Source organism: Mesorhizobium sp. RCAM 06353, from assembly GCF_059683585.1.
In genome coordinates, this window is the sequence record NZ_CM185031.1 from 3,582,481 (window position 1) to 3,600,827 (window position 18,347).

The 18,347-nt window shown below is 64.0% G+C and carries 16 protein-coding genes and 1 pseudogene; 3 read left to right on the forward strand and 14 right to left on the reverse strand.

Going from position 1 to position 18,347, the window contains the following annotated elements; all coding sequences use genetic code 11:
- The first annotated feature begins 38 nt into the window (after nucleotides 1-38).
- Nucleotides 39-1,571, forward strand: a complete 1,533-nt coding sequence (locus AC56QX_RS17290) for a bifunctional AfsR/SARP family transcriptional regulator/alpha/beta hydrolase (protein ID WP_497117617.1) — start codon at nucleotides 39-41, stop codon at nucleotides 1,569-1,571.
- An 85-nt stretch (nucleotides 1,572-1,656) separates the two neighbouring features.
- On the opposite strand, the gene AC56QX_RS17295 is transcribed toward AC56QX_RS17290, so the two are convergent.
- Nucleotides 1,657-2,679: an aminopeptidase gene (locus AC56QX_RS17295; RefSeq protein WP_497117618.1), complete on the reverse strand. Its 1,023-nt coding sequence runs from the start codon at nucleotides 2,677-2,679 to the stop codon at nucleotides 1,657-1,659.
- Nucleotides 2,680-3,146: 467 nt separating this feature from the next.
- Between AC56QX_RS17295 and AC56QX_RS17300 the strand changes: the two genes are divergently transcribed.
- The gene (locus tag AC56QX_RS17300) at nucleotides 3,147-4,373 is read left to right on the forward strand and encodes an amidohydrolase family protein (RefSeq protein ID WP_497117620.1); all 1,227 of its coding nucleotides are present in this window, start codon (nucleotides 3,147-3,149) and stop codon (nucleotides 4,371-4,373) included.
- A gap of 47 nt (nucleotides 4,374-4,420) precedes the next feature.
- On the opposite strand, the pseudogene AC56QX_RS17305 reads toward AC56QX_RS17300, so the two are convergent.
- From AC56QX_RS17305 to AC56QX_RS17355, 11 genes and pseudogenes are all read right to left on the reverse strand, one after another.
- Nucleotides 4,421-4,656, reverse strand: a pseudogene (locus AC56QX_RS17305) (ABC transporter permease); the annotation flags it as partial.
- A gap of 7 nt (nucleotides 4,657-4,663) precedes the next feature.
- Nucleotides 4,664-5,500: a COG3904 family protein gene (locus AC56QX_RS17310; protein ID WP_497117622.1), complete on the reverse strand. Its 837-nt coding sequence runs from the start codon at nucleotides 5,498-5,500 to the stop codon at nucleotides 4,664-4,666.
- Nucleotides 5,501-5,509: 9 nt separating this feature from the next.
- On the reverse strand, nucleotides 5,510-5,875 hold the full coding sequence (locus AC56QX_RS17315; RefSeq protein ID WP_497117624.1) for an Ig-like domain-containing protein: 366 nt from the start codon (nucleotides 5,873-5,875) through the stop codon (nucleotides 5,510-5,512).
- 367 nt (nucleotides 5,876-6,242) lie between these two features.
- A complete protein-coding gene (locus tag AC56QX_RS17320) occupies nucleotides 6,243-7,223 on the reverse strand; it encodes an ABC transporter permease (RefSeq protein WP_497117625.1) in 981 nt (326 codons plus the stop codon).
- A 217-nt stretch (nucleotides 7,224-7,440) separates the two neighbouring features.
- Nucleotides 7,441-8,412 (reverse strand): ABC transporter permease, encoded by a 972-nt coding sequence (locus AC56QX_RS17325; RefSeq protein WP_497117627.1) that lies wholly within the window; start codon nucleotides 8,410-8,412, stop codon nucleotides 7,441-7,443.
- Nucleotides 8,409-9,959: a sugar ABC transporter ATP-binding protein gene (locus AC56QX_RS17330; RefSeq protein ID WP_497117791.1), complete on the reverse strand. Its 1,551-nt coding sequence runs from the start codon at nucleotides 9,957-9,959 to the stop codon at nucleotides 8,409-8,411. The genes AC56QX_RS17325 and AC56QX_RS17330 overlap by 4 nt, the downstream gene beginning before the upstream one ends.
- A 286-nt stretch (nucleotides 9,960-10,245) precedes the next feature.
- Complete coding sequence (locus AC56QX_RS17335) at nucleotides 10,246-11,295, reverse strand: ABC transporter substrate-binding protein (protein ID WP_497117629.1); 1,050 nt, start codon at nucleotides 11,293-11,295, stop codon at nucleotides 10,246-10,248.
- Between the two features lie 180 nt (nucleotides 11,296-11,475).
- Entirely contained in the window at nucleotides 11,476-12,390 is a 915-nt protein-coding gene (locus tag AC56QX_RS17340; RefSeq protein ID WP_497117631.1) for a sugar phosphate isomerase/epimerase family protein, read from the reverse strand.
- Nucleotides 12,391-12,425: 35 nt separating this feature from the next.
- Complete coding sequence (locus tag AC56QX_RS17345; RefSeq protein WP_497117633.1) at nucleotides 12,426-13,970, reverse strand: mannitol dehydrogenase family protein; 1,545 nt, start codon at nucleotides 13,968-13,970, stop codon at nucleotides 12,426-12,428.
- Nucleotides 13,967-14,749: an SDR family oxidoreductase gene (locus tag AC56QX_RS17350; RefSeq protein ID WP_497117635.1), complete on the reverse strand. Its 783-nt coding sequence runs from the start codon at nucleotides 14,747-14,749 to the stop codon at nucleotides 13,967-13,969. The genes AC56QX_RS17345 and AC56QX_RS17350 overlap by 4 nt, the downstream gene beginning before the upstream one ends.
- 78 nt (nucleotides 14,750-14,827) lie before the next feature.
- The gene (locus AC56QX_RS17355) at nucleotides 14,828-15,721 is read right to left on the reverse strand and encodes a MurR/RpiR family transcriptional regulator (RefSeq protein WP_497117637.1); all 894 of its coding nucleotides are present in this window, start codon (nucleotides 15,719-15,721) and stop codon (nucleotides 14,828-14,830) included.
- A 112-nt stretch (nucleotides 15,722-15,833) separates the two neighbouring features.
- Between AC56QX_RS17355 and AC56QX_RS17360 the strand changes: the two genes are divergently transcribed.
- Nucleotides 15,834-17,021, forward strand: a complete 1,188-nt coding sequence (locus tag AC56QX_RS17360) for a Gfo/Idh/MocA family protein (RefSeq protein WP_497117639.1) — start codon at nucleotides 15,834-15,836, stop codon at nucleotides 17,019-17,021.
- Nucleotides 17,022-17,081: 60 nt separating this feature from the next.
- On the opposite strand, the gene AC56QX_RS17365 is transcribed toward AC56QX_RS17360, so the two are convergent.
- Nucleotides 17,082-17,789: a hypothetical protein gene (locus tag AC56QX_RS17365; RefSeq protein WP_497109599.1), complete on the reverse strand. Its 708-nt coding sequence runs from the start codon at nucleotides 17,787-17,789 to the stop codon at nucleotides 17,082-17,084.
- A gap of 17 nt (nucleotides 17,790-17,806) precedes the next feature.
- A complete protein-coding gene (locus AC56QX_RS17370; RefSeq protein ID WP_497109600.1) occupies nucleotides 17,807-18,277 on the reverse strand; it encodes an NUDIX hydrolase in 471 nt (156 codons plus the stop codon).
- Nucleotides 18,278-18,347: the final 70 nt, after the last annotated feature.

Sequence of the window (18,347 nt, forward strand, 5' to 3'; positions counted from 1 at the left end):
CCTCAACGTCCTCTGACCGGGCGGCCGCGTGCGGATCGATGGAGCTGATAGAACTCAGACTTCTGGGTTTTCCGGAGTTCCGGCTGAACGGGCGGCCGATAGAGCTCGCCTTGCGCAAGGCGGCGGCGCTCGTCATCTACCTCGCCGAGGCCGGCGGGCCGGTGGCGCGCGACGTTGCCGCCACGCTGCTGTGGCCCGAAGCCGACGCGGAAGCCGCCCGCGCCCGTCTGCGGCGCACGCTCTACAAGATCCGCATCGCGTTTGGCGAGGAGGTCATATCAGCCAGCGCGGCATCCCTGGTGGTGCGCGCGCCGCTGTTCGTCGAGGCCGACTCCCGGGCTTTCGACCACGCCTGCGACGCCGGGCTGCTCGACGATGCCGCCGGCCTTTACACCGGCGACTATCTTGCCGGTTTCTCGCTGCCGGATTGTCCCGAATTCGAGGAATGGGTGTTCTTCCGCCGCGAGGCCTTGCGCAGCCGGCTGGTGCAGGCGCTGGAGCGGCTGGTCGAGGCCAAGATCGCCGGGGGCGAACCGCGCGGCGCTGTAATGCATGCCACCCGCCTGGCGGCGCTCGACCCCTTGAGCGAAAGCGCGCACCGTCACCTGATCCGCGCCCATCTGGCCGCCGGCGACAGGGCGGCGGCCGAGCGCCAGGGCGAGATCTGTGTGCGGCTGCTGCGCGACGAACTCGGCGTGGCGCCGGACCCTGCCACGCTCGCTCTGCTGCGCGCGAGCGATGCCGAGGTGCCGAGAACCCGTTATGTCGCGGTCGACGGCATCCATATCGCCTACCAGACCATAGGCAGCGGCCCGTCTGACATCGTGCTGGTGCCGGGCTTCATTTCGCATGTCGAGCGCATCTGGGAAGACAGGAGCTGCCGCGCCTGGCTCAATGCTGTGTCGCGGCTCGGTCGCCTGATCCTGTTCGACCGGCGCGGCATGGGCCTGTCCGACCGCGTCGGCGCGCGCCCGACAGTCGAGGCGACCGCGCGCGACATACTGGCGGTGATGGATGCCGCCGGCAGCCGCAAAGCCTTGCTCGTCGGCGCCTCGGAGGGCGGGCCGGGCTGCATACGTTTCGCCGTCGACCACCCCGACCGCCTGACCGGCCTGGTTCTCTGGGGCTCGCTCGCCAAGGGCAGCCACGCGCCCGACTATCCCTTCGCGCTGACATCGGCGCAATACGACCTCTGGCAGCAACGCCTGCTCGCCGGCTGGGGCGGCCCGGCGGAAATCGAAACCTTTGCGCCCAGCGTCGCCGCCGACCGCCAGGCGCGCGCCTGGTGGGCCGGCCTGCTCCGGGCCGCCTCCAGCCCCGGCGCCGTCGCCGGCCTGCTGCAGGCGCTGCGCGACGCCGATGTCCGCCCGTTGCTGTCAAAAGTCGCGGCCAAGACGATTGTGTTGCACCGCACCGACGACCACGCTGTGCGCATCGAAGCCGGGCGGTATCTGGCGGCGCGGATACCGGGAGCCCGGTTTGTCGAGGTGGAGGGGGAGGATCACTGGTTCTGGGTGGGAGAGCAAGGGGTGCTGCTGGAGACGATCGCAGCGATGACGAGCCGACGGTGAGGTCGGCCCCGCTCCCGCGCGCGCCGGTCGGAACCGGCGCTGGTCACGGCCGAGCTTGCGAGGCCGGCCGCCGTGCTGGTCGACGTCAATTACACGTCGTCGCGTTCCTCAGTGCCTCCGCGCGCGAAGGCTCGGGCAATGCCGCGATCCGCCGTACGGAAGCATAGAACCTTGGATAATCGCCTGAGCACAAATCATAAAGGCGAAGGAACGCCGGAACCTGTTCGCCGTAGACGGAAGTCGCGGCGAGCTTTGCGTTGTTGATGGGATTATTGAACCAGGCATCGTATCCGCGATATCCGGCCCAGCGCCTGTCGCGCATTTGCCGGTAGCGCACCCGCAGCCTGTCGATCGCGGCTGTTTTGGCGGCAGCCATCTGCTGCGAGGCGCGGGGACTGGCATAGACCTGCCTCAACTCGTCCCGCGTTTTCGCTATCAGTCCGAGAAAATCCGCTTTGCGCTGGCGATCGATCTCGTAACTGCGCAATCCGGCGCGATTGCCGGTGGCGCGCAGCCATTTCCTCACCCCGGTGGTTTCGACGGCGACCGCGAAAGCCTCGTTGAACGCGGAGTCGCCGTTCACATAGATTTTCTGATGCGCCAGTTCATGGAAGATGAGGCTTGCGAGATACATGGCGTCCTGACGCAGCATGGTGCTGAGCAGCGGGTCGCTGAACCAGCCCAGTGTGGAATAGGCGGTGACGCCCGAGACGTAAACGTCCAGGCCTTGTTGCTGCAGTTCGGCAGCACTTTCAGCCGCGGATTTCTGGGAAAAGTAACCCCGGTACGGAACGCAGCCGAAGACCGGAAAGCACCATGTTATCGGCGTGAGCGAGAATTGCGGCGCGGCAAAAACGGCAAGGGTCACGTTATCTCGACCGATGTCGACATAGCTGCGGTAGCTGCTGTTATCGGGCAGCGCCAGCTCATCCGTGGCAAAGCGACGTATGGCGCTCGCCGACGTCAACTTCGCGCGCAATGCCTTCGGCGTCGAGGAATCGTGGATGAGCTTTCCGACATTTTTCCGCGCGGCCATGATCTGCACATGGCCCTCCAGCGCCTGCGCGTAGTAGGAGACGCTGGTGCACCCGGCCACGCCGGACGCCATGACCACGGCGCCAAGCAATCGAAAAAAGCGCTTCACAGCTTGCCCACCGCCTGCTCATCCACCATGGCGCGAATGCCCATTTGCCCTCGTGTCAGGCGCACCGATTTTCGTCAAGACCTGCAGCAGGTCGGACTTTCGAATTGGCAGGACTGGCAAGGCGGCCATTCGCCTATGGATATGCGACCACGTCGGTGCCCGCCTGACGCTAAACGTCCGCTTTGCGCCTCGAGCCGGTCCTACGTGGCGGCCACTAAGGTTGAACGCGGCGGGCGAGGGGTCAGACGACCGTACTTAAGGCGAGAGGCGTCTATTTTCACTAAGAGTTGGCGACGGAAAAATTAACAGAATCATCACCATAAGGTGGGTTGTGGAACTTGAAACGTTGCATAAGATCAACCAGGATGAACCTCAAACCGAGATACGCCGCACGCCTCGGATAGCGACGGCTGCGCCATCGGAAGCGCGCAATGACCTTCGATCTCATTCTCCGTAATGTCTGGCTCGAAGAAGCCGGTCCAATCGTCGACATCGCCGTTGCCGATGGCCGGATCGCTGCGATCGATCCGCTTATATCAGGCGAAGCGAATGAAGAGGTCGATGCCGGCGGCCGTTTTGCCTGCGCAGGGTTTGTCGACGCCCATATCCATCTCGACAAGGCCTGCATTATCGATCGCTGCGCCATCTGCGAGGGCACGTTGGCCGAGGCGATCCGCGAGACATCAAAAGCCAAAGCCGGCTTCACGGAAGCGGACGTCTACGAACGAGCGTCGCGCGTGGTTGAAAAGGCCATCATTCATGGCACGACGCGGATGCGCAGCTTCGTGGAAATAGATCCGCGCGCGGGCTTCCGGTCCTTCGAGGCGATCAAACGCATCCGCACCGACTACTCTTTCGCCATCGACATTGAGATTTGCGCCTTCGCCCAGGACGGGCTGACCAATGAAACCGACACTTTTACCATGCTGGACGAGGCGCTTGCCGAGGGGGCCGATCTGGTCGGCGGATGCCCTTACACGGATCCCGATCCGCGGCGTCATATCGAACTCATCTTCGACCTTGCCGAAAAATACGACGTGGCAGCGGATTTTCACCTGGATTTCACCCTCGACCCGGACAGGACGGATTTGCCGTTCGTCATCGCGGAGACGGTGGAAAGAGGCTGGCAAGGGCGCGTCGCGCTCGGCCATGTCACCAACCTTTCGGCGATGGCGCCCGATCAGGTCTCCCAAATCGGAGCGCGACTGGCCTCGGCCGGGATAGGACTCGCGGTGCTTCCGGCGACTGATCTCTTCCTCAACGGGCGAGGCTACGACAGATTGGTTCCGCGTGGGATTGCGCCCGCTGATCGTCTTGCCAAAGCGGGCGTCGCCGTGGCGATCGCCACCAACAATTTGCTTAACCCTTTCACGCCATTCGGGGATGCGTCGCTGATGCGTATGGCCAATCTCTACGCGAACGTCGCGCAACTGGCGCTGGCCGCGGATATTGCCGCGGTCTTTGCCATGGTGACGTCCGGCGCTGCCCGATTGATGTCAGCGCCCTATGGTCTGGCGGTCGGGGCGCAGGCCGATATCGTTCTGCTGGACTGTGACGGACCGCTAGCGGCCGTGCGCGAAGCCGCGCCAGTGGTTGCGGGCTGGAAACGCGGCCGCAGGAGTTTTGACAACGGCCCCCGTAAAATCTTCCAGCCTTGATGCCAGGCGGACGTCCGGCGGCGGCAAAAGTCAGTGTGGCATGCCCCCTACCGCTCCTCCACAATTCGCAAATACGCCGCCGTGACAAACAGCGCACCAGTCCGAACAATATCCGTCTCGCCCCCTCCGGCATCTGCAAAATCGTCGAGAGCGTCGTCAGCACGGTCAGGATCAGGGCGCCGATGATGGTGCCGGTGTAGCCGCCGCGGCCGCCGAAGATGGAGGTGCCGCCGATGACTGCGGCGGCGATCGAGGCCAGCACAAGGGGTTCGGCGAGCGACAGATCCCTCTCACTGCACGATGTCCGTCGTCGGCGGAGCGGCCGCATGCGCCATGCCGCTGATGATGTAGCCCGGGTCATCGGCGTACGCGAAGACCTTTGTAATGATGCCTGATTTCAGAGCTTCGGCGCTTTGGACCCAGTAAAAACCGTAAGGTGTCGCCAGTCCCATCATGGCGAACACATCCTGGCTGCTGACTCCCATGTCTTCGAAATAGCTCGAAAGCATCTGTTTCAACTCAGGGTCGGACCGCGTCGAAATTGCGTTAAGGTCTCTCTTTGCCGCCTGCTCGGGCCCTCTGTAGCCGTTGATCGTTACTTGATGAAGGCCGATGCGGGCACCAGGAGCCGCAGCGCGGATCTGGCCGCCCATGAAGGCAAGCGGGCAAGCCGAGAAGCAATAGGCGCCTCCTGAATGGACCTCGCCTTGCGACCAGCCGTTCTCGACGATTTTTTCGGGACAGCGCGGCACCAGCATCGGGCAGCCGTTCAGCTGCGTTCTGCCCACTGCTGTTTCCAGGCCGGCGCTCCGGATCATGCGTCCAATCGCTAGCGCGGCAACCACGTCCCCGCCGGGAGACTGAAACACCACAGGCAATTTCTTGCCCTTCAGCCGCTTCAGAAATGTCTTGAACCGTCTGGCGGTGTCGCGTGTTATGGCGCCTTCGGCTGATATCCATTGAACGCAGGTTTGCGTGCAATCGCCGTTGCGAACCAGAGCAAAATTCATCGGCCACTCGCCGGGCGCCTGCTGTTTCCCGGCGGCCGACGCTATCGCAGCCAAGGATATAAGAGATGCGGCAACGCTCAGGCAAAAGGCCGATAGCAAAGCAACGCGAATTGCCATGATGATTGCTCAGTCAACTTTCATCGTCATGGTGATTGTCGACTGGCCGTGATTGATCTGGCTTTTGCCGGTGGCGGCGAAGACAAAGGTGTCTGTGCCCTTGTAGCCGTTTTGCGCCTGATAGGCGATGGTCGAGCGGTTGGGGAGGGTGACCACTCCATGTTTAGGGCGGGAAACGATTTTTAGACTGAGGGTACCGCTGGCGTTCATGGGAAATACGCATTTTTGCCCGCTGTGGACCATGGCGCTGCCATTGGTGTCCACGCCGAGCCAGAAACGCAATTGCCACGGACATTCGAGCGCATGGGCGGGTGCTGCAAGGCCCACGGCGAGAAGGCTCGCGAGGGCAGGGGCTGAAAGTCTGGCGGGAATCATGGGATAGCGCTTTCTTGCCAAAAGAGATTTGATTGGGACTCGAATGCCACGTGGTAATTTGGTTTCCGAGGGGCGGATGCAACAGCTTTTCGAAATTACCAGTCTAGATAGGGTGCAGCATCCAGCGAATGTCCTCGGGTTGCGGAATTGTCTGGGCCGTCAAAAGATAGCGCCAGCTTTTTCTCGAAATTTTCCGACATACTAATCAGCCCCCCGCTTCTAGACGCGGATTTCTGCATATTGGCGGTATGTTGCGCAATAGATTTATTCAGTATTTGAAATTGGAGTCGTGAATTGGACGCGCTTTTCGCTGTCTTGTGGGCCTTGTTTGTTATGTCCATAGGCCACCGTCTTGGCTCTTCTGGTATTAACGCTCCTCCACAATTCTTAAATAAGCCGCCGTCACGAACAGCACGATCAGCCCGAACAGGATCCGTCTCGCCCCCTCCGGCATCTGCAAAATCGTCAGCAGCGTCGTCAGCACGGTCAGGATCAGGGCGCCAATGATGGTGCCGGTGTAGCCGCCGCGGCCGCCGAAGATGGAGGTGCCGCCGATGACGGCGGCGGCGACCGAGGGCAGGACCAGCGGTTCGGCGAGCGAGAGGGACGGGGCCTTGATCAGGCCGATATAGAGCAGGCCGGTGATGCCGGCGAGCAGGCTGGAGGTGACGTAGAGCGCGGTGATGACCTGCCAGTATTGCACGCCGGACAGGCGCGTTGCCCGCTCATTGTCGCCGACGGCGTAGAGCAGGCGACCGAAGCCGGTGCGGGCCAGCGTGAAGACGATGAGGGCTGCCAGTGGTATGAACAGCAGCAGGGCGTTGGGGAAGCCATAGGTGACGCCGGTGCCGAGCCAGGCGAGGAAGTCGGGGATTTTGGCGCCAGACGCAATCACCGTGCGCTGGTAGACCTGCAGGCAGCCGGTGCCGATCAGGCTGGTGCCCAGCGTCATGATCAGCGGGTGGACGCGGAAGACGCCGACGCCGATGCCGTTGACGAGGCCGATCAGCACCGCCGGCATCATCGCCAGCAGGAAGGCCACCGCCGGGTCCTGGTTGACGATTTGCGTCGCCATGATGAAGGCGCTCATCGTCGCCACCGTGCCGACCGACAGGTCGATGCCGCCGGTCAGCATGGTCATGGTCTGGCAGCCGGCGAGGATCGCCAAGGGGATGGCGAATTTGATGGTGTTGCCGATCCAGCGCTCGTTGACGATGCCGGGACGCAGGATTTGCAGGATCACCACCAGGATGACGAGCAGGATGATCAGCGGCACGAGCGGGCGGTCGGCCATGAAGCGCTTGACGCGGCGGCCGAAGGGGACGGGGGTGATCGCGGTGGTGCTCATGGGGTTTGCCCGATGTTCTGCGAGGATTGTGCTCTACGGCGCCCCCCTCTGGCCTGCCGGCTATCTCCCCCACTTGTGGGGAGATTGGCTGTTGTCGCGGCTTTCGCCAATCTCCAACGTTGCTGAAAAGAGTGGGGCGCCAAAGCTGCCAATCTCCCTCCTTGTGGGGGAGATGTCCGGCAGGACAGAGGGGGGCGCCGTAGGGCGCTACTCTCGCTCACTGCCGCCCCCGCATCGTAATGAACGCGCCGAACATCACCACCGCCACCATGATGGCGCCTTCGATGATGGCGGTGACGTTGGGGTCGATGGCGAGCAGCGTCAAATCCGTGCGCACCAGGCGCAGCACGAAGACGGCGACGATGGGGCCGAGCAGGCCGCCCTTGCCGCCGCCGAGCGCGACGCCGCCCAGTACCACGGCGGCGACGCTGGCGAGCAGATAAGGGCCGGGGATGGGGGCGCCGATGCCGGTGCTCATGGTCAGCGCCAGCCCGCCGAAGGCGGCGAACAGGCCAGACAGCGCATAGGCGATGATGCGGGTGCGCTTGACCGGCACGCCTGAGCGGAACGCCGCCAGTTCGCTCGAGCCGATGGCGTAGATGGAGAGGCCGAGGCGCGAGCGCCTGAGCGGGATCCAGATGACGCAGAGGCAGACGATCAGCACCAGCAGCGCCTTCGGCAGCCAGGCGTCGATGGCGTCGGGCAGGCCGGGGATCGGCACGGTACCTGAGATCAGCGCCTTCAGCCACTCGGCAGCGGCACCGCCCGGCGCATCGAGCACCAGCAGGGCGGCGCCCTGCAGCACGAACAGCATGGCGAGCGTAACGACGATGTCGGGCACGCGGGTGACGACGATCAAGAGGCCGTTGAGCGCGCCAAGGACAAAGCCCATGGCGAGCACGAAGGGCACGACGAACAGCGCGTATTCTTCGGAAGCGCCCGCCATCATCGAGGCGGCGGTGACGCTGGTCAGCGCCATCATGGCGGCGACCGACAGGTCGATGCCGCCGGCGATGACGACGACCGTCTGCGCGGCGACGGCAAAGGCGTAGGGCAGCACGGCGCGGGCGAGCGAGCCGAAATCGCCGCTGCCATAGGCGGGCTGGATGATCTTGGTGGCGATGAACAGGACGACGAAGAGGGCGAGCAGGCCGATGACCCAGCCCTGGCGGCGCAGGAAGTGGCTCATGGTGTCGCCTCCGTCGAATTCGTTGAATTCGATGAGGGGTCAGCCAAAATCCCGATATCGGCCTTGGCGCCGCGCGGCAGGCCGTAGGCGGCGCGCATCAGCGCCGGCTCATCGGCCTCCTCGACAGGAAAAATGTCGACGAGGCGACCGCCGAAGATGACGATGACGCGGTCGCAGACGCGCTGCACTTCTTCCAGCTCCGAGGTGTAGAACAGCACCGACTTGCCGTTGCCGGCGAGCTCGCGCAGCAGCTTGTAGATCTCCTGCTTGGTGCCGACGTCGATGCCGCGCGTCGGGTCGAAGCACAGGAGGGTGCGGGCGTCCGCCGCGATCCAGCGGGCGATGGTCACCTTCTGCTGGTTGCCGCCGGACAGGCGCTGCACCTCGCCTTGCGCGCGGGTGTCGATCTGCAGCCGCTCGATGGCGCTGAGCACTGTCGCGCGCTCCTTGCGCATGTTGATCGGGCCCCAGTTGCGCAAGGCAGCGCTGAAGGGCAGGGCGATGTTCTCGCGCACCGAGCGCTGCATGGCGAGCGCCTCGGACCGGTCGCCCGGCACATAGGCGATCCCCGCTCTGATGGCGTCGATCGGGTGCGAGAATTTCACCTGAGAGCCATCGACCTCGATGGTACCGCCGGAGGGACGGATCGAGCCGGCAAGGGCGGCGAACAATTCGTCCTGGCCCTGGCCTTCGAGCGCGACGACGCCGGCGACTTCACCGTCGGCGAGATCGAAGGAGACGTCGCTGAGCTTGGTGCCGACGCGCAGGTTGCGCACGGTAAGCCGCGGCTGGGCAGGGGCGGGAGCCGCCTTCTCAGCAGCGCTGCGGGCGGCGACGTGGGTTTTCACGATGCGGGTGCCGAGCATCAGCTCGACGATCTTTTCCTCGACGCCGGGCACGATGTCGACGACGCCGACGGTCTCGCCGTCGCGCAGCACGGTGGCGCGGTCGCAGAGTGCGGAGATTTCGACGAAGCGGTGCGAGATGAAGATCACCGCGCGGCCGGCGTCGCCCTGGCGGCGCACCACTTCCAGCACCTTTTCGGCGAGGTTGGCGGGCAGGGCGGCCGTCATCTCGTCGAGCAGCAGCACGTCGGGCTCGACGGCGAGCGCGCGGGCAAGGTCGAGCACGCGCAGCACGGCCAGCGGGATGTCGCGCGCGGTGTCGCGGATGTCGAGGTCGGGAATACCGAGTTCGCGCACCCAGGCGCGGAACGGCTCGACCGGCGTGCCGGTGAGCCTGAGATTGGACAGCACGTCGAGATCGGGGATCAGCGACGGCTCCTGGTAGACGGGCAGCAGGCCAGCGCGGCGGGCGGCGGCGGGCGAGCGGATGTCGCGCGCCTCTCCGCGGATCAGGATGTGGCCGGCATTGGCCGAAATGGCGCCGGTCAGGATCTTCACCAGCGTCGACTTGCCGGCGCCATTGGCGCCCATAAGCGCGTGGACTTCGCCCGGCAGGACCGACAGCGACGCGTTGCGCAGGGCGGCGACCGCACCGTAGTTTTTGGCGACGCCGGAGGCGTCGAGGAGGGGGCTGGTGGTCAAATCGTGGGTCAATCTGTTCAAATATTTCTAGATCAAACTGGCTGACGGTTGGCGCCTTATGAGGCCCCCCTCTGGCCTGCCGGCCATCTCCCCCTCAAGGGGGGAGATTAGACGTCGTCTCGGCTTTCGCCAATTTTCGACGTTGCAAGAAGAGAGCCGGCGTCGCGACTGCCGATCTCCCCCTTGAGGGGGAGATGTCCGGCAGGACAGAGGGGGGCCTCGTAGAGTGCTGACCTACAATGGCGAAGACGGCGGCGCCGTCCTCGCCATGCAATTCAACGGAGCCTTACTCGCCCGGCCCCTTGCAAGCCACGATCTGCTCCTTCGTGTACGTCGTCCAATCCGGGATCGAGATCGAGACCGGCCATTCGGGGCTCAGCGACGGGTCGGCGGCGGCTTTCAGCTTGGCCTTGCCTTCGTCGGTGGCGTTGTCCCACAACTGCGGGTCGACCAGCACGGTCTGCTGCGCCGGCTTCTTGCCGTCGAGGATCTGCAGCGCCAGGGTGACGCCCGCACCGCCGATCGAGCCGGGGTTGGTGACGGCCGCGCCGACGAGGCCCTTGACCGAGCTGAGCTGGCCGACGAAGCCGGCATTGTCGGCGCCGACCACCGGCACCAGCGGCGCCTGCGATTCCACCAGCGCGTCGACGATGACGTTGTCGATGCCCGAGGTCCAGATGCCGTTGAACGGCGTTCCCGTCGACAGGAAGGAGAGGATCTGCTGCTTGGCCTGATCCTGCTGCCAGCCGGTGAAGACTTCCTGGGCGACCTTCACATTGGGGAATTCGGCCAGCGCCTTCTTGAAGCCTTTGTCGCGATCAGAGTCGGCCGAAGCGCCGGCCGCACCACGCATGTAGAACACCTCGCCCTTGCCGCCCATCTGGCCGAACAGCCATTTGGCGCCGAGATAGGCATATTGCTCCTGGTTGTTGGAGATGATGTAGGCCGACGGCTCGGTGACCGCCTGGTCGACGGCGACGACGACGATGCCGGCCTTGGTGGCTTCCTCGAGGCCGGCCTTGATGCCGGCCGGATCGGCGGGGTTGACGACGATGGCGTCGACCTTGGCGCTGATCAGATTGCGGATGTCCTCGAGCTGCCCGGCGGCGTCGGTGTTGCGGTGGGCGATGTTGAGTTTGGCCACCTCGCCGGAGGCCAGCGCCTGCGCCTTCATGGCGCAGACCATCTCCTCGCGCCAGCCATTGCCCTGGACGGTGTTAGAGATGCCGATCGTGTATTTGCCGGCGGCGGCCGAGACGCCCACCGAGGCCAGCAAGGCAGCGCCCGCAAGCAGCGGAATGGTGGGCAACGGGACCATGGTCAGGATTTTCTTCATTTCAGACTTCCTCCACATTGTTTTTCAGTTTCAGTTCCAAGTCGTTGAGCCGTGTCGCTCAGAAAGAGATTCAGGCGGCTCAACTCGTTGTTCTCTCCGCATGTCGTTGCCGACATGCTTTTTCCTCACCCATGTCGTTATCCCAAAACCGCAGTGCACTTTTGGGCGACATGTTTTTCCTCACTTGACGAAGGGACGCAGCACGTCGCGGGCGAGCATAAAACCCCGCTTCACCTGATCGTCGCTGCCTTCAAATCGCCTGTCCTCGTGTTCGATGATGACCGACCCGTCATAGCCGGCGCGATAGAGGCCGGAGAAGAAGCCGCTCCAGTCGACATCGCCCAGCCCCGGCATGCGCGGCACCTGCCAGCCTATCCCGGCCGAGAGGATTCCGCGCTCGTAAAGTCCATCACGATCAATCATCAAATCCTTGGCGTGGACATGCAGCATGTAAGGGCCGAATTCCCTGATAAAACGGGCCTGGTCGATCATCTGCCAGACCAGATGCGAGGGGTCGAAATTCATGCCGACCTCGCCACCCCAGGCTTCCAGGATGCGGCGCCAGACCTGTGGCGAATAGGCGATGTTGTGCCCGCCCGGCCATTCGTCATAGCTGAAGATCATCGGGCAGTTCTCGAAGGCAAGCTTGATGCCGTGGTCGCGTGCAAAAGCGACGATTTCGGGCCAGACTTTCAGCGCGTCCTGCCAGTTGACGTCGACGGTCTTCGAGGCATCGCCGCCGCAGAAAGTGTTGACCACGGGCACGCCCATATTGGCGGCCAGCGCGATCACCTTCTTCAGATGGCCGATCATCGCCTCGCGGTGCGCGGCATCGGGATGCAGCGGGTTCGGGTAGTAGCCGAGGCCGGAAACGGTGAGTTTTTTCTCCGCCAGCGAGGCGACGATTTCCTTGGCCTGCGCGGGCGAGGTGGAAGCGGCGTCGATGTGGCTTGTGCCGGCATAGCGGCGCGTGGCGCCAGATGTCTTCGGCCAGCAGGCGATCTCCAGCGCCTCGAAGCCGGCCTGATGTGCCCAGCCGGCGACATCGGCAAGCGGCGTCTCCGCGAATGGCGCGGTGAGCAGTCCAAGTTTCATGTTGCCTCCCCTGGCCGTGTCTTCACGGCCGATGTTCATAATGCCGATTGTTTGGATCGTTTCAACCTTGCCATCTCATCTTGTTCCAGACTGTGCCGGACAGCCGCCATCGGATCGTCCGAAAGCAATTCGTCCAGCGCCGATGTGACGGCCGCGCGAAACGCAGGGTTCGCGGCAAGGCCGGGATCGAAAATCGTGTCGATGGCCAGGATGGCGGAAGCCAGCACCGACGCATCGCGGCCGGCCGCGTCGGCGATTTCGGCGACCTTACCGGCATAGGGGTCCGACACCGGCCAGCGTTTGCCGAAGCGCGCCGAGGCCTGGATGAGATAGGCCATCCAGCCGGCAACCGGCACCGACAGCAGGCCGACGCTGGCGCCCTGCCGCAGCCGATCGCGGATCGGGTTGAGCAGGCGCTGGACGATCTTTTGCGAACCGTCGGTGGCGATCTGGTGGTTGCGGTGGCGGATCGCCGTGTTCCTCAAGCGGCTGAGGCTCTGCTCGACATAGGCGAGAGGCAGGACACTGGGCACCGGCATCAATGTCGGCAGCGTTTCCTCGGTCAGCATGCGCCTGATGAAGGCCGACAGCAGCGGGTCGGCGATGGCATCGAAAGTGTGCTCCAGCCCGGCCAGCACGCCGAGCGTGGCGAGCGTCGTCTGCGCGCCGTTCAGCACCCGCATCTTGAGATGCTCGAACGGCGTGACATCGTCGACGAAGGTGGCGCCGACCAGATCCCAGCGCGGCATGCGGCCGGCGAATTTCTGCTCGACCACCCACTGCCGGAACGGTTCGCAGACGGCAACGGCACCATCGCGGTAGCCGAACCAGTGCTCGACGCTGTCGAGATCATCCTGCGTCACCGCCGGCGCGATGCGGTCGACCATGGCGGAAGGGAAGGCGGCGTTGGCTGATATCCAGTCGGCGAGACCATTGCCGCGCCGTTCGGCAAAACTCCGCACGACATTTTGCAAGATGACGCCGTTGGTCGGGATGTTGTCGCAGGAGAGCAGCGTCATCGACCGGCCATGCGTGGCGCGGCGCAACTCCAGCGCCCGCACCAATATGCCGGGAACGCTGTGCGGTGCTTCCGGGTTGGCGAGGTCGTGGACGATGTCGGGATGGCCGAGATCAAGCGCGCCGCTCGACGGGATGTGGCAATAGCCTTTCTCGGTCACCGTCAGCGTCATCAGTTCGATGTCGGGTGAAGACAGCACCGCGAGTGCCGGAATGGCGCTGTCCTGGCTGTCCACCACGCGGACAATGCTGCCGATGATGCGCGCTTCGATGTGGCTGTTTTCGCGGATCAGCCTTGTGTAGAGCCCGCCCTGCCGGCCGAGCGTGTCGGCAAGGGTGGGCGGGCGGATGTTGATGCCGACAACGCCCCAGCGGTCGAACTGGAGCGCAAGCAAATCGTCGGTGTATTCGGCCTGATGGCAGCGGTGGAACGCGCCGACACCGAGATGCGCCATGCCGGGCGCAAGGGTTGTCCGGTTATATCCGGGTGTCTGGACGGCGGCCGGAAGCCGGTCGAGCAAGGCTGGCCCGAGTGTTTCCGGCGATGCCGAAGCCGCGTTCACCGGTTTGCCCCGATCACCGATTGCTCCTGGTCGATCACGGCGCCGGTCATCGGGCCGGCCGCGTCGGAGAGCAGGAAGACGGCAAGGTTGGCGATATCGTTCGGCGTCAGCAGCCTGCCGAAGGGCTGCGCGGCGTTGGCGGCGTCGAGCCAGCCGGGGCCGTGGCCCAGGGTCTCTGACTGCATCACGCGTTCGGCCGGCGTGTCGGTCCAGCCGACATTGATGCCGTTGACGCGGATGCGGTCGAAGCGTTGGGCGTTGGCGGCATTCTTGGTTAGCGTCGCCAGAGCGCCCTTGGTGGCGGAATAGACGGCGAGCTCCGGCGAGCCGCAATGGGCATTGATCGACAGGATGTTGACGATGGCGCCGGGTTGTCCGCGCTTCTTCATGTCGGCGATGGCGGCCTGCATCAGGAAGAACGGCGCGCGCGCATTGACGGCGAACAGCGAGGCCCAATCGTCGAGGCTGGCGTCGAGGAAGGAGGCGCGGTCGGTCAGCCCGGCGGCGTTGACGAGGCCGTCGATACGGCCGAAGCGCGCGATGCAGGCTTGCGCCAGAAGGGCAGGGGTTTGCGGGTCTCCAAGGTCGGCGGCGACGAAGATGGTCGGCGTGCCGATGGCCGACAGTTCCGCCGCCACTGCGTCGCCGCGTTTGCCATCGCGTCCGGTGATCAGCAGCCCGCCGGCGCCGGCGCGCGCGAGCGTCTCGGCGATGGCGCGGCCAATGCCTTGCGTCGCGCCGGTGACCAACACGACCTTGCCTTGAAGATGAAGCTCCATTCCTCCTCCCGGAACAAAGTTTCTATTTTTCGAAATATGGAACGGCAATTCCCGATAGTCAATTGTGCCAGCGCCACCTCATGTGCCGCGCCTTGCCGCGACGCCTTGGACCAGCGCCATGCCGACCGCCAGCGACGCCGCCAGCGAGCGGAAGCCGGCGAAGTCGGATTCCACCACTTCCAGCCAGCTGTCCGACAAAGGGATGAGCGGGCTGAAGGTGCTGTCGGTGATGGTGACGATGCGGGCCTTGCGCTCATGCGCCACGGCGACGAGGTCGGGCGTGATCGAATTGTAGGGGCTGAAGGAGACCGCCAGCACGGCATCCCGGCCGCCGATGCAGCCGACCTGGTCGAGAGCGGAGGAGCCGACATTATCGACCAGCACATTGCGCACGCCCTGCTGCGACAAGGTCAGCGACAGATAGGCGGTGACCGGGAAGGCGCGCTTGGAGCCGATGACATAGATCAGGTCGGCGGCCGCCAGCAGCGCCACCATCTTCTCGAAACTGTCGACGTCGAAGCCCGCCTCGATGCGGCCAAGTGATGCTTGCGAGGCTCCAACCATGCCGTGCAGGAAATGCAGATTTGCGTTGGGCTCGGCTTCGGTGCGCTGCTCGCCACGCCCTTCCGGCCAGGATCCCTTGACGTGCTCCTTGAACAGGCCCTGGAAATCGGAAAAGCCGGAATAGCCGAAGATCTGGGCAAAGCGCACCAGCGTCGAGGGCTGCACGCCCGCCTGCGCCGCCACCTGGGCGATGGTGCCGAGCGCAACATCGCTCGGATGCTGCCACATGAAGATCGCCACCTGGCGCAGCCGCTTGGGGAAATGCACGGTGCCCGACGACAGCACCGCGCGCAGTTCCTCATAGGTCTGCGGCTGGATATAGCCCAACGCGGCAAGAGAGCGCCCGCGCTTGCGCGTCGCTGCCTCGTCGGCAAGAGATCGTCCCGAAGATTTGCCCGCCCCACTCATGATTTCAGGCTAGCGCGGTACGATCGTTTTACAATATGAAAATTGGAAATTGTGTTCGAAAGCGGTGGCCGCGTTCTGGTGCTGACGGTCGCGCATACTCGGAGGAGAAAACATGGTCTACGCAACATCGGACGGATCGGCGGGCAAGCGCCTGAGGGTCGGCATGGTCGGCGGCGGCCGCAACGCCTTCATCGGCGCCGTGCATCGCCTGGCCATGCGGCTTGACGACCAGATCGTGCTGGTCGCCGGCGCGCTGTCCTCCGACCCGGAGAATGCCGCCGCCTCGGCCGCCGAGATCGGCATCCCGCCCGAGCGCAGCTATGCCGATTATCGCGTGATGGCCAAGACCGAAGCCGCGCGGCCTGATGGCATCGAGGCGGTCGTCATCGTCACGCCCAATCATCTGCACGCGCCGATCGCGACAGCCTTTCTCGAAGCCGGCATTGACGTGATCTGCGACAAGCCGCTGTCGACGACGCTTGGTGACGCCGAGGCGCTGGTGGCGCTGGCGCGCGCCAAAAAACGCCGCTTCGTCGTCACGCTCAACAACACCGGCTACGCCATGGTGCGCCAGGCGCGCGAGATGGTGATGGCGGGCGAGCTTGGCCGGATCGTGTCGGTGCATGGCGCCTACATCCAGGACTGGCTGACCAAGCCGATCGACGCCGAAGGCCAGAAGCAGGCGGAGTGGCGTACCGATCCGGCGCGGGCAGGGCAGTCGGCGGTGCTGGCCGATATCGGTGTGCATGCCTTCAATCTGGCGAGCTACATTTCGGGCTGTGAGGCCGAGGCGGTGTCGGCCGATCTGTTCACCGCCGTGCCGGGACGGCGGCTCGACGACAATGCGCATGTGATGGTGCGCTGGACGGGCGGCGCGCGCGGCACGATCCTGGCCAGCCAGACGTCGCCCGGCCACTACAATGATCTGTCCGTGCGCATCTATGGCGACAAGGCCGGGCTCGAATGGTCGGGCGGCCGGCCGGAGGAACTGCGCTTTTCCCGATATGGCGAGGAAACCCGCACGCTGGTGCGCGGCGGCCATGGTTCGACCACTGAGAGCCAGCGCGTGTCACGCATGCCGGCCGCACACCCGGAAGGCTATATCGAAGCCTTCGCCAATTTTTACCGCGACGCCGCCGATATCATCCGGGCGCATCGCTCTGGTGGCGCGATCGATCCGGCACGCGCGGCGCAGGTGCCGGATGTGGTGGATGGCGCGCGGGGTGTGAAGTTTGTTGCCGCGGCGGTGGAGTCGAATGCGGCCGGTGGAGCTTGGACGGCGGCAAGGTTTGCAGAGTAATCGCTCGACGGCCCACATGCAGTGAATATGAAAACTCGCGATTCGCGCCACGGTCTGCGGTTAATGCCCTGCCTTTGTTTTTCGCCATTCTAAATCGCGTTCCCGACGGGTTTCCCAGAAAAGAAAATTGTCGAGGACAAAGCTGTCTTCTTCGGGGAAGTCCTTCCTGATCTCCTGAATTTTCTCGCCCGCGCGCAGGCGGCGAATGATACCCAACCCCCGGGTCGCACGCCTCAGGCTGGACTCGTTGAGGAAGTCGTTGCTGAGGGGATTGCCGAATTTGGGTTCGAAGCCACCCGCTCCAGACTCAACCAGCAGGGAAAACTGTTCGAATGTTTCGGCGGATGTCTGGATTGCCCACCGCATGGCCGTCACTCGGACGTACAAATCGAGGTCCAGCAGACATTTCGCCAGGGCGTCGGCAATCGTGTCATCGTAACATCCGGAACTTGTCACATAGCCGATGAAAGCGCGCCGGCAGTTGGAAAGCACGTCATCGGCCAGCTCTATCGCCGGACCCTTCAATCCGTCTATCCCGCCCACTTCGCCGAGGTAGTAGGCGCCGAGAAGCCGCTCACCCGATTTTTCAGATCGCAGTAGGTCGACGAGAAACTCCAGATCGCATCCTCGTCTCCATCTCTCGATGAGCTCTTCCCCGAGTCTGTAGTTCAATTCAGCATCGTCGTTGCCGCCATTCACCTCTTGCATCTCGTGTTTCACTTTTTGCATCAGGATGGCGGTCGGTTCGTTCGATGTGTCTCTCTCCATTTTGTTGGTTACCTCGTTTATTCGGCAGCCAGTTGCTTCGCCAGATCCTTTAACATCGGGCGTTGCCCCTGGACAATCTTGACCTCGGCCTCGGGCAGGCTGAACCAGCTGGCCCTGTCGACCTCCGGAAACTCTTTCATCGACCCGGACCGCGGTGGCCATTCCGTCGTAAAGGTGTTGCTCTTGATCGTGGCGACGTCGATCTCGGCCCGTGCCTCGATGGACCAGGCGATGACGATCTTGCCGCCCGGCTGTTTGTAATCGCCGAGGCGTGCGAAAGGGCCGTCGACCGTGATGCCGAGTTCTTCCCCGGTCTCACGTTGTGCGGCCGCCAGTTCGTCCTCGTCCTCGCCGACGAGGCCTTTCGGGATCGACCAGGCGCCATCGTCCTTCTTCGCCCAGAACGGGCCGCCGGGATGAACCAGAAGCACCCTGAGCTCGCCATCGCTTCGACGATAAATCAGCAGGCCCGCACTGCGTTTTGCCATGATTGCATGTCCGTTTGCGGTAGTGGTGCGAGTCGGCCGATTCTGCAGGGATCATGGGCGCCGAACTTGC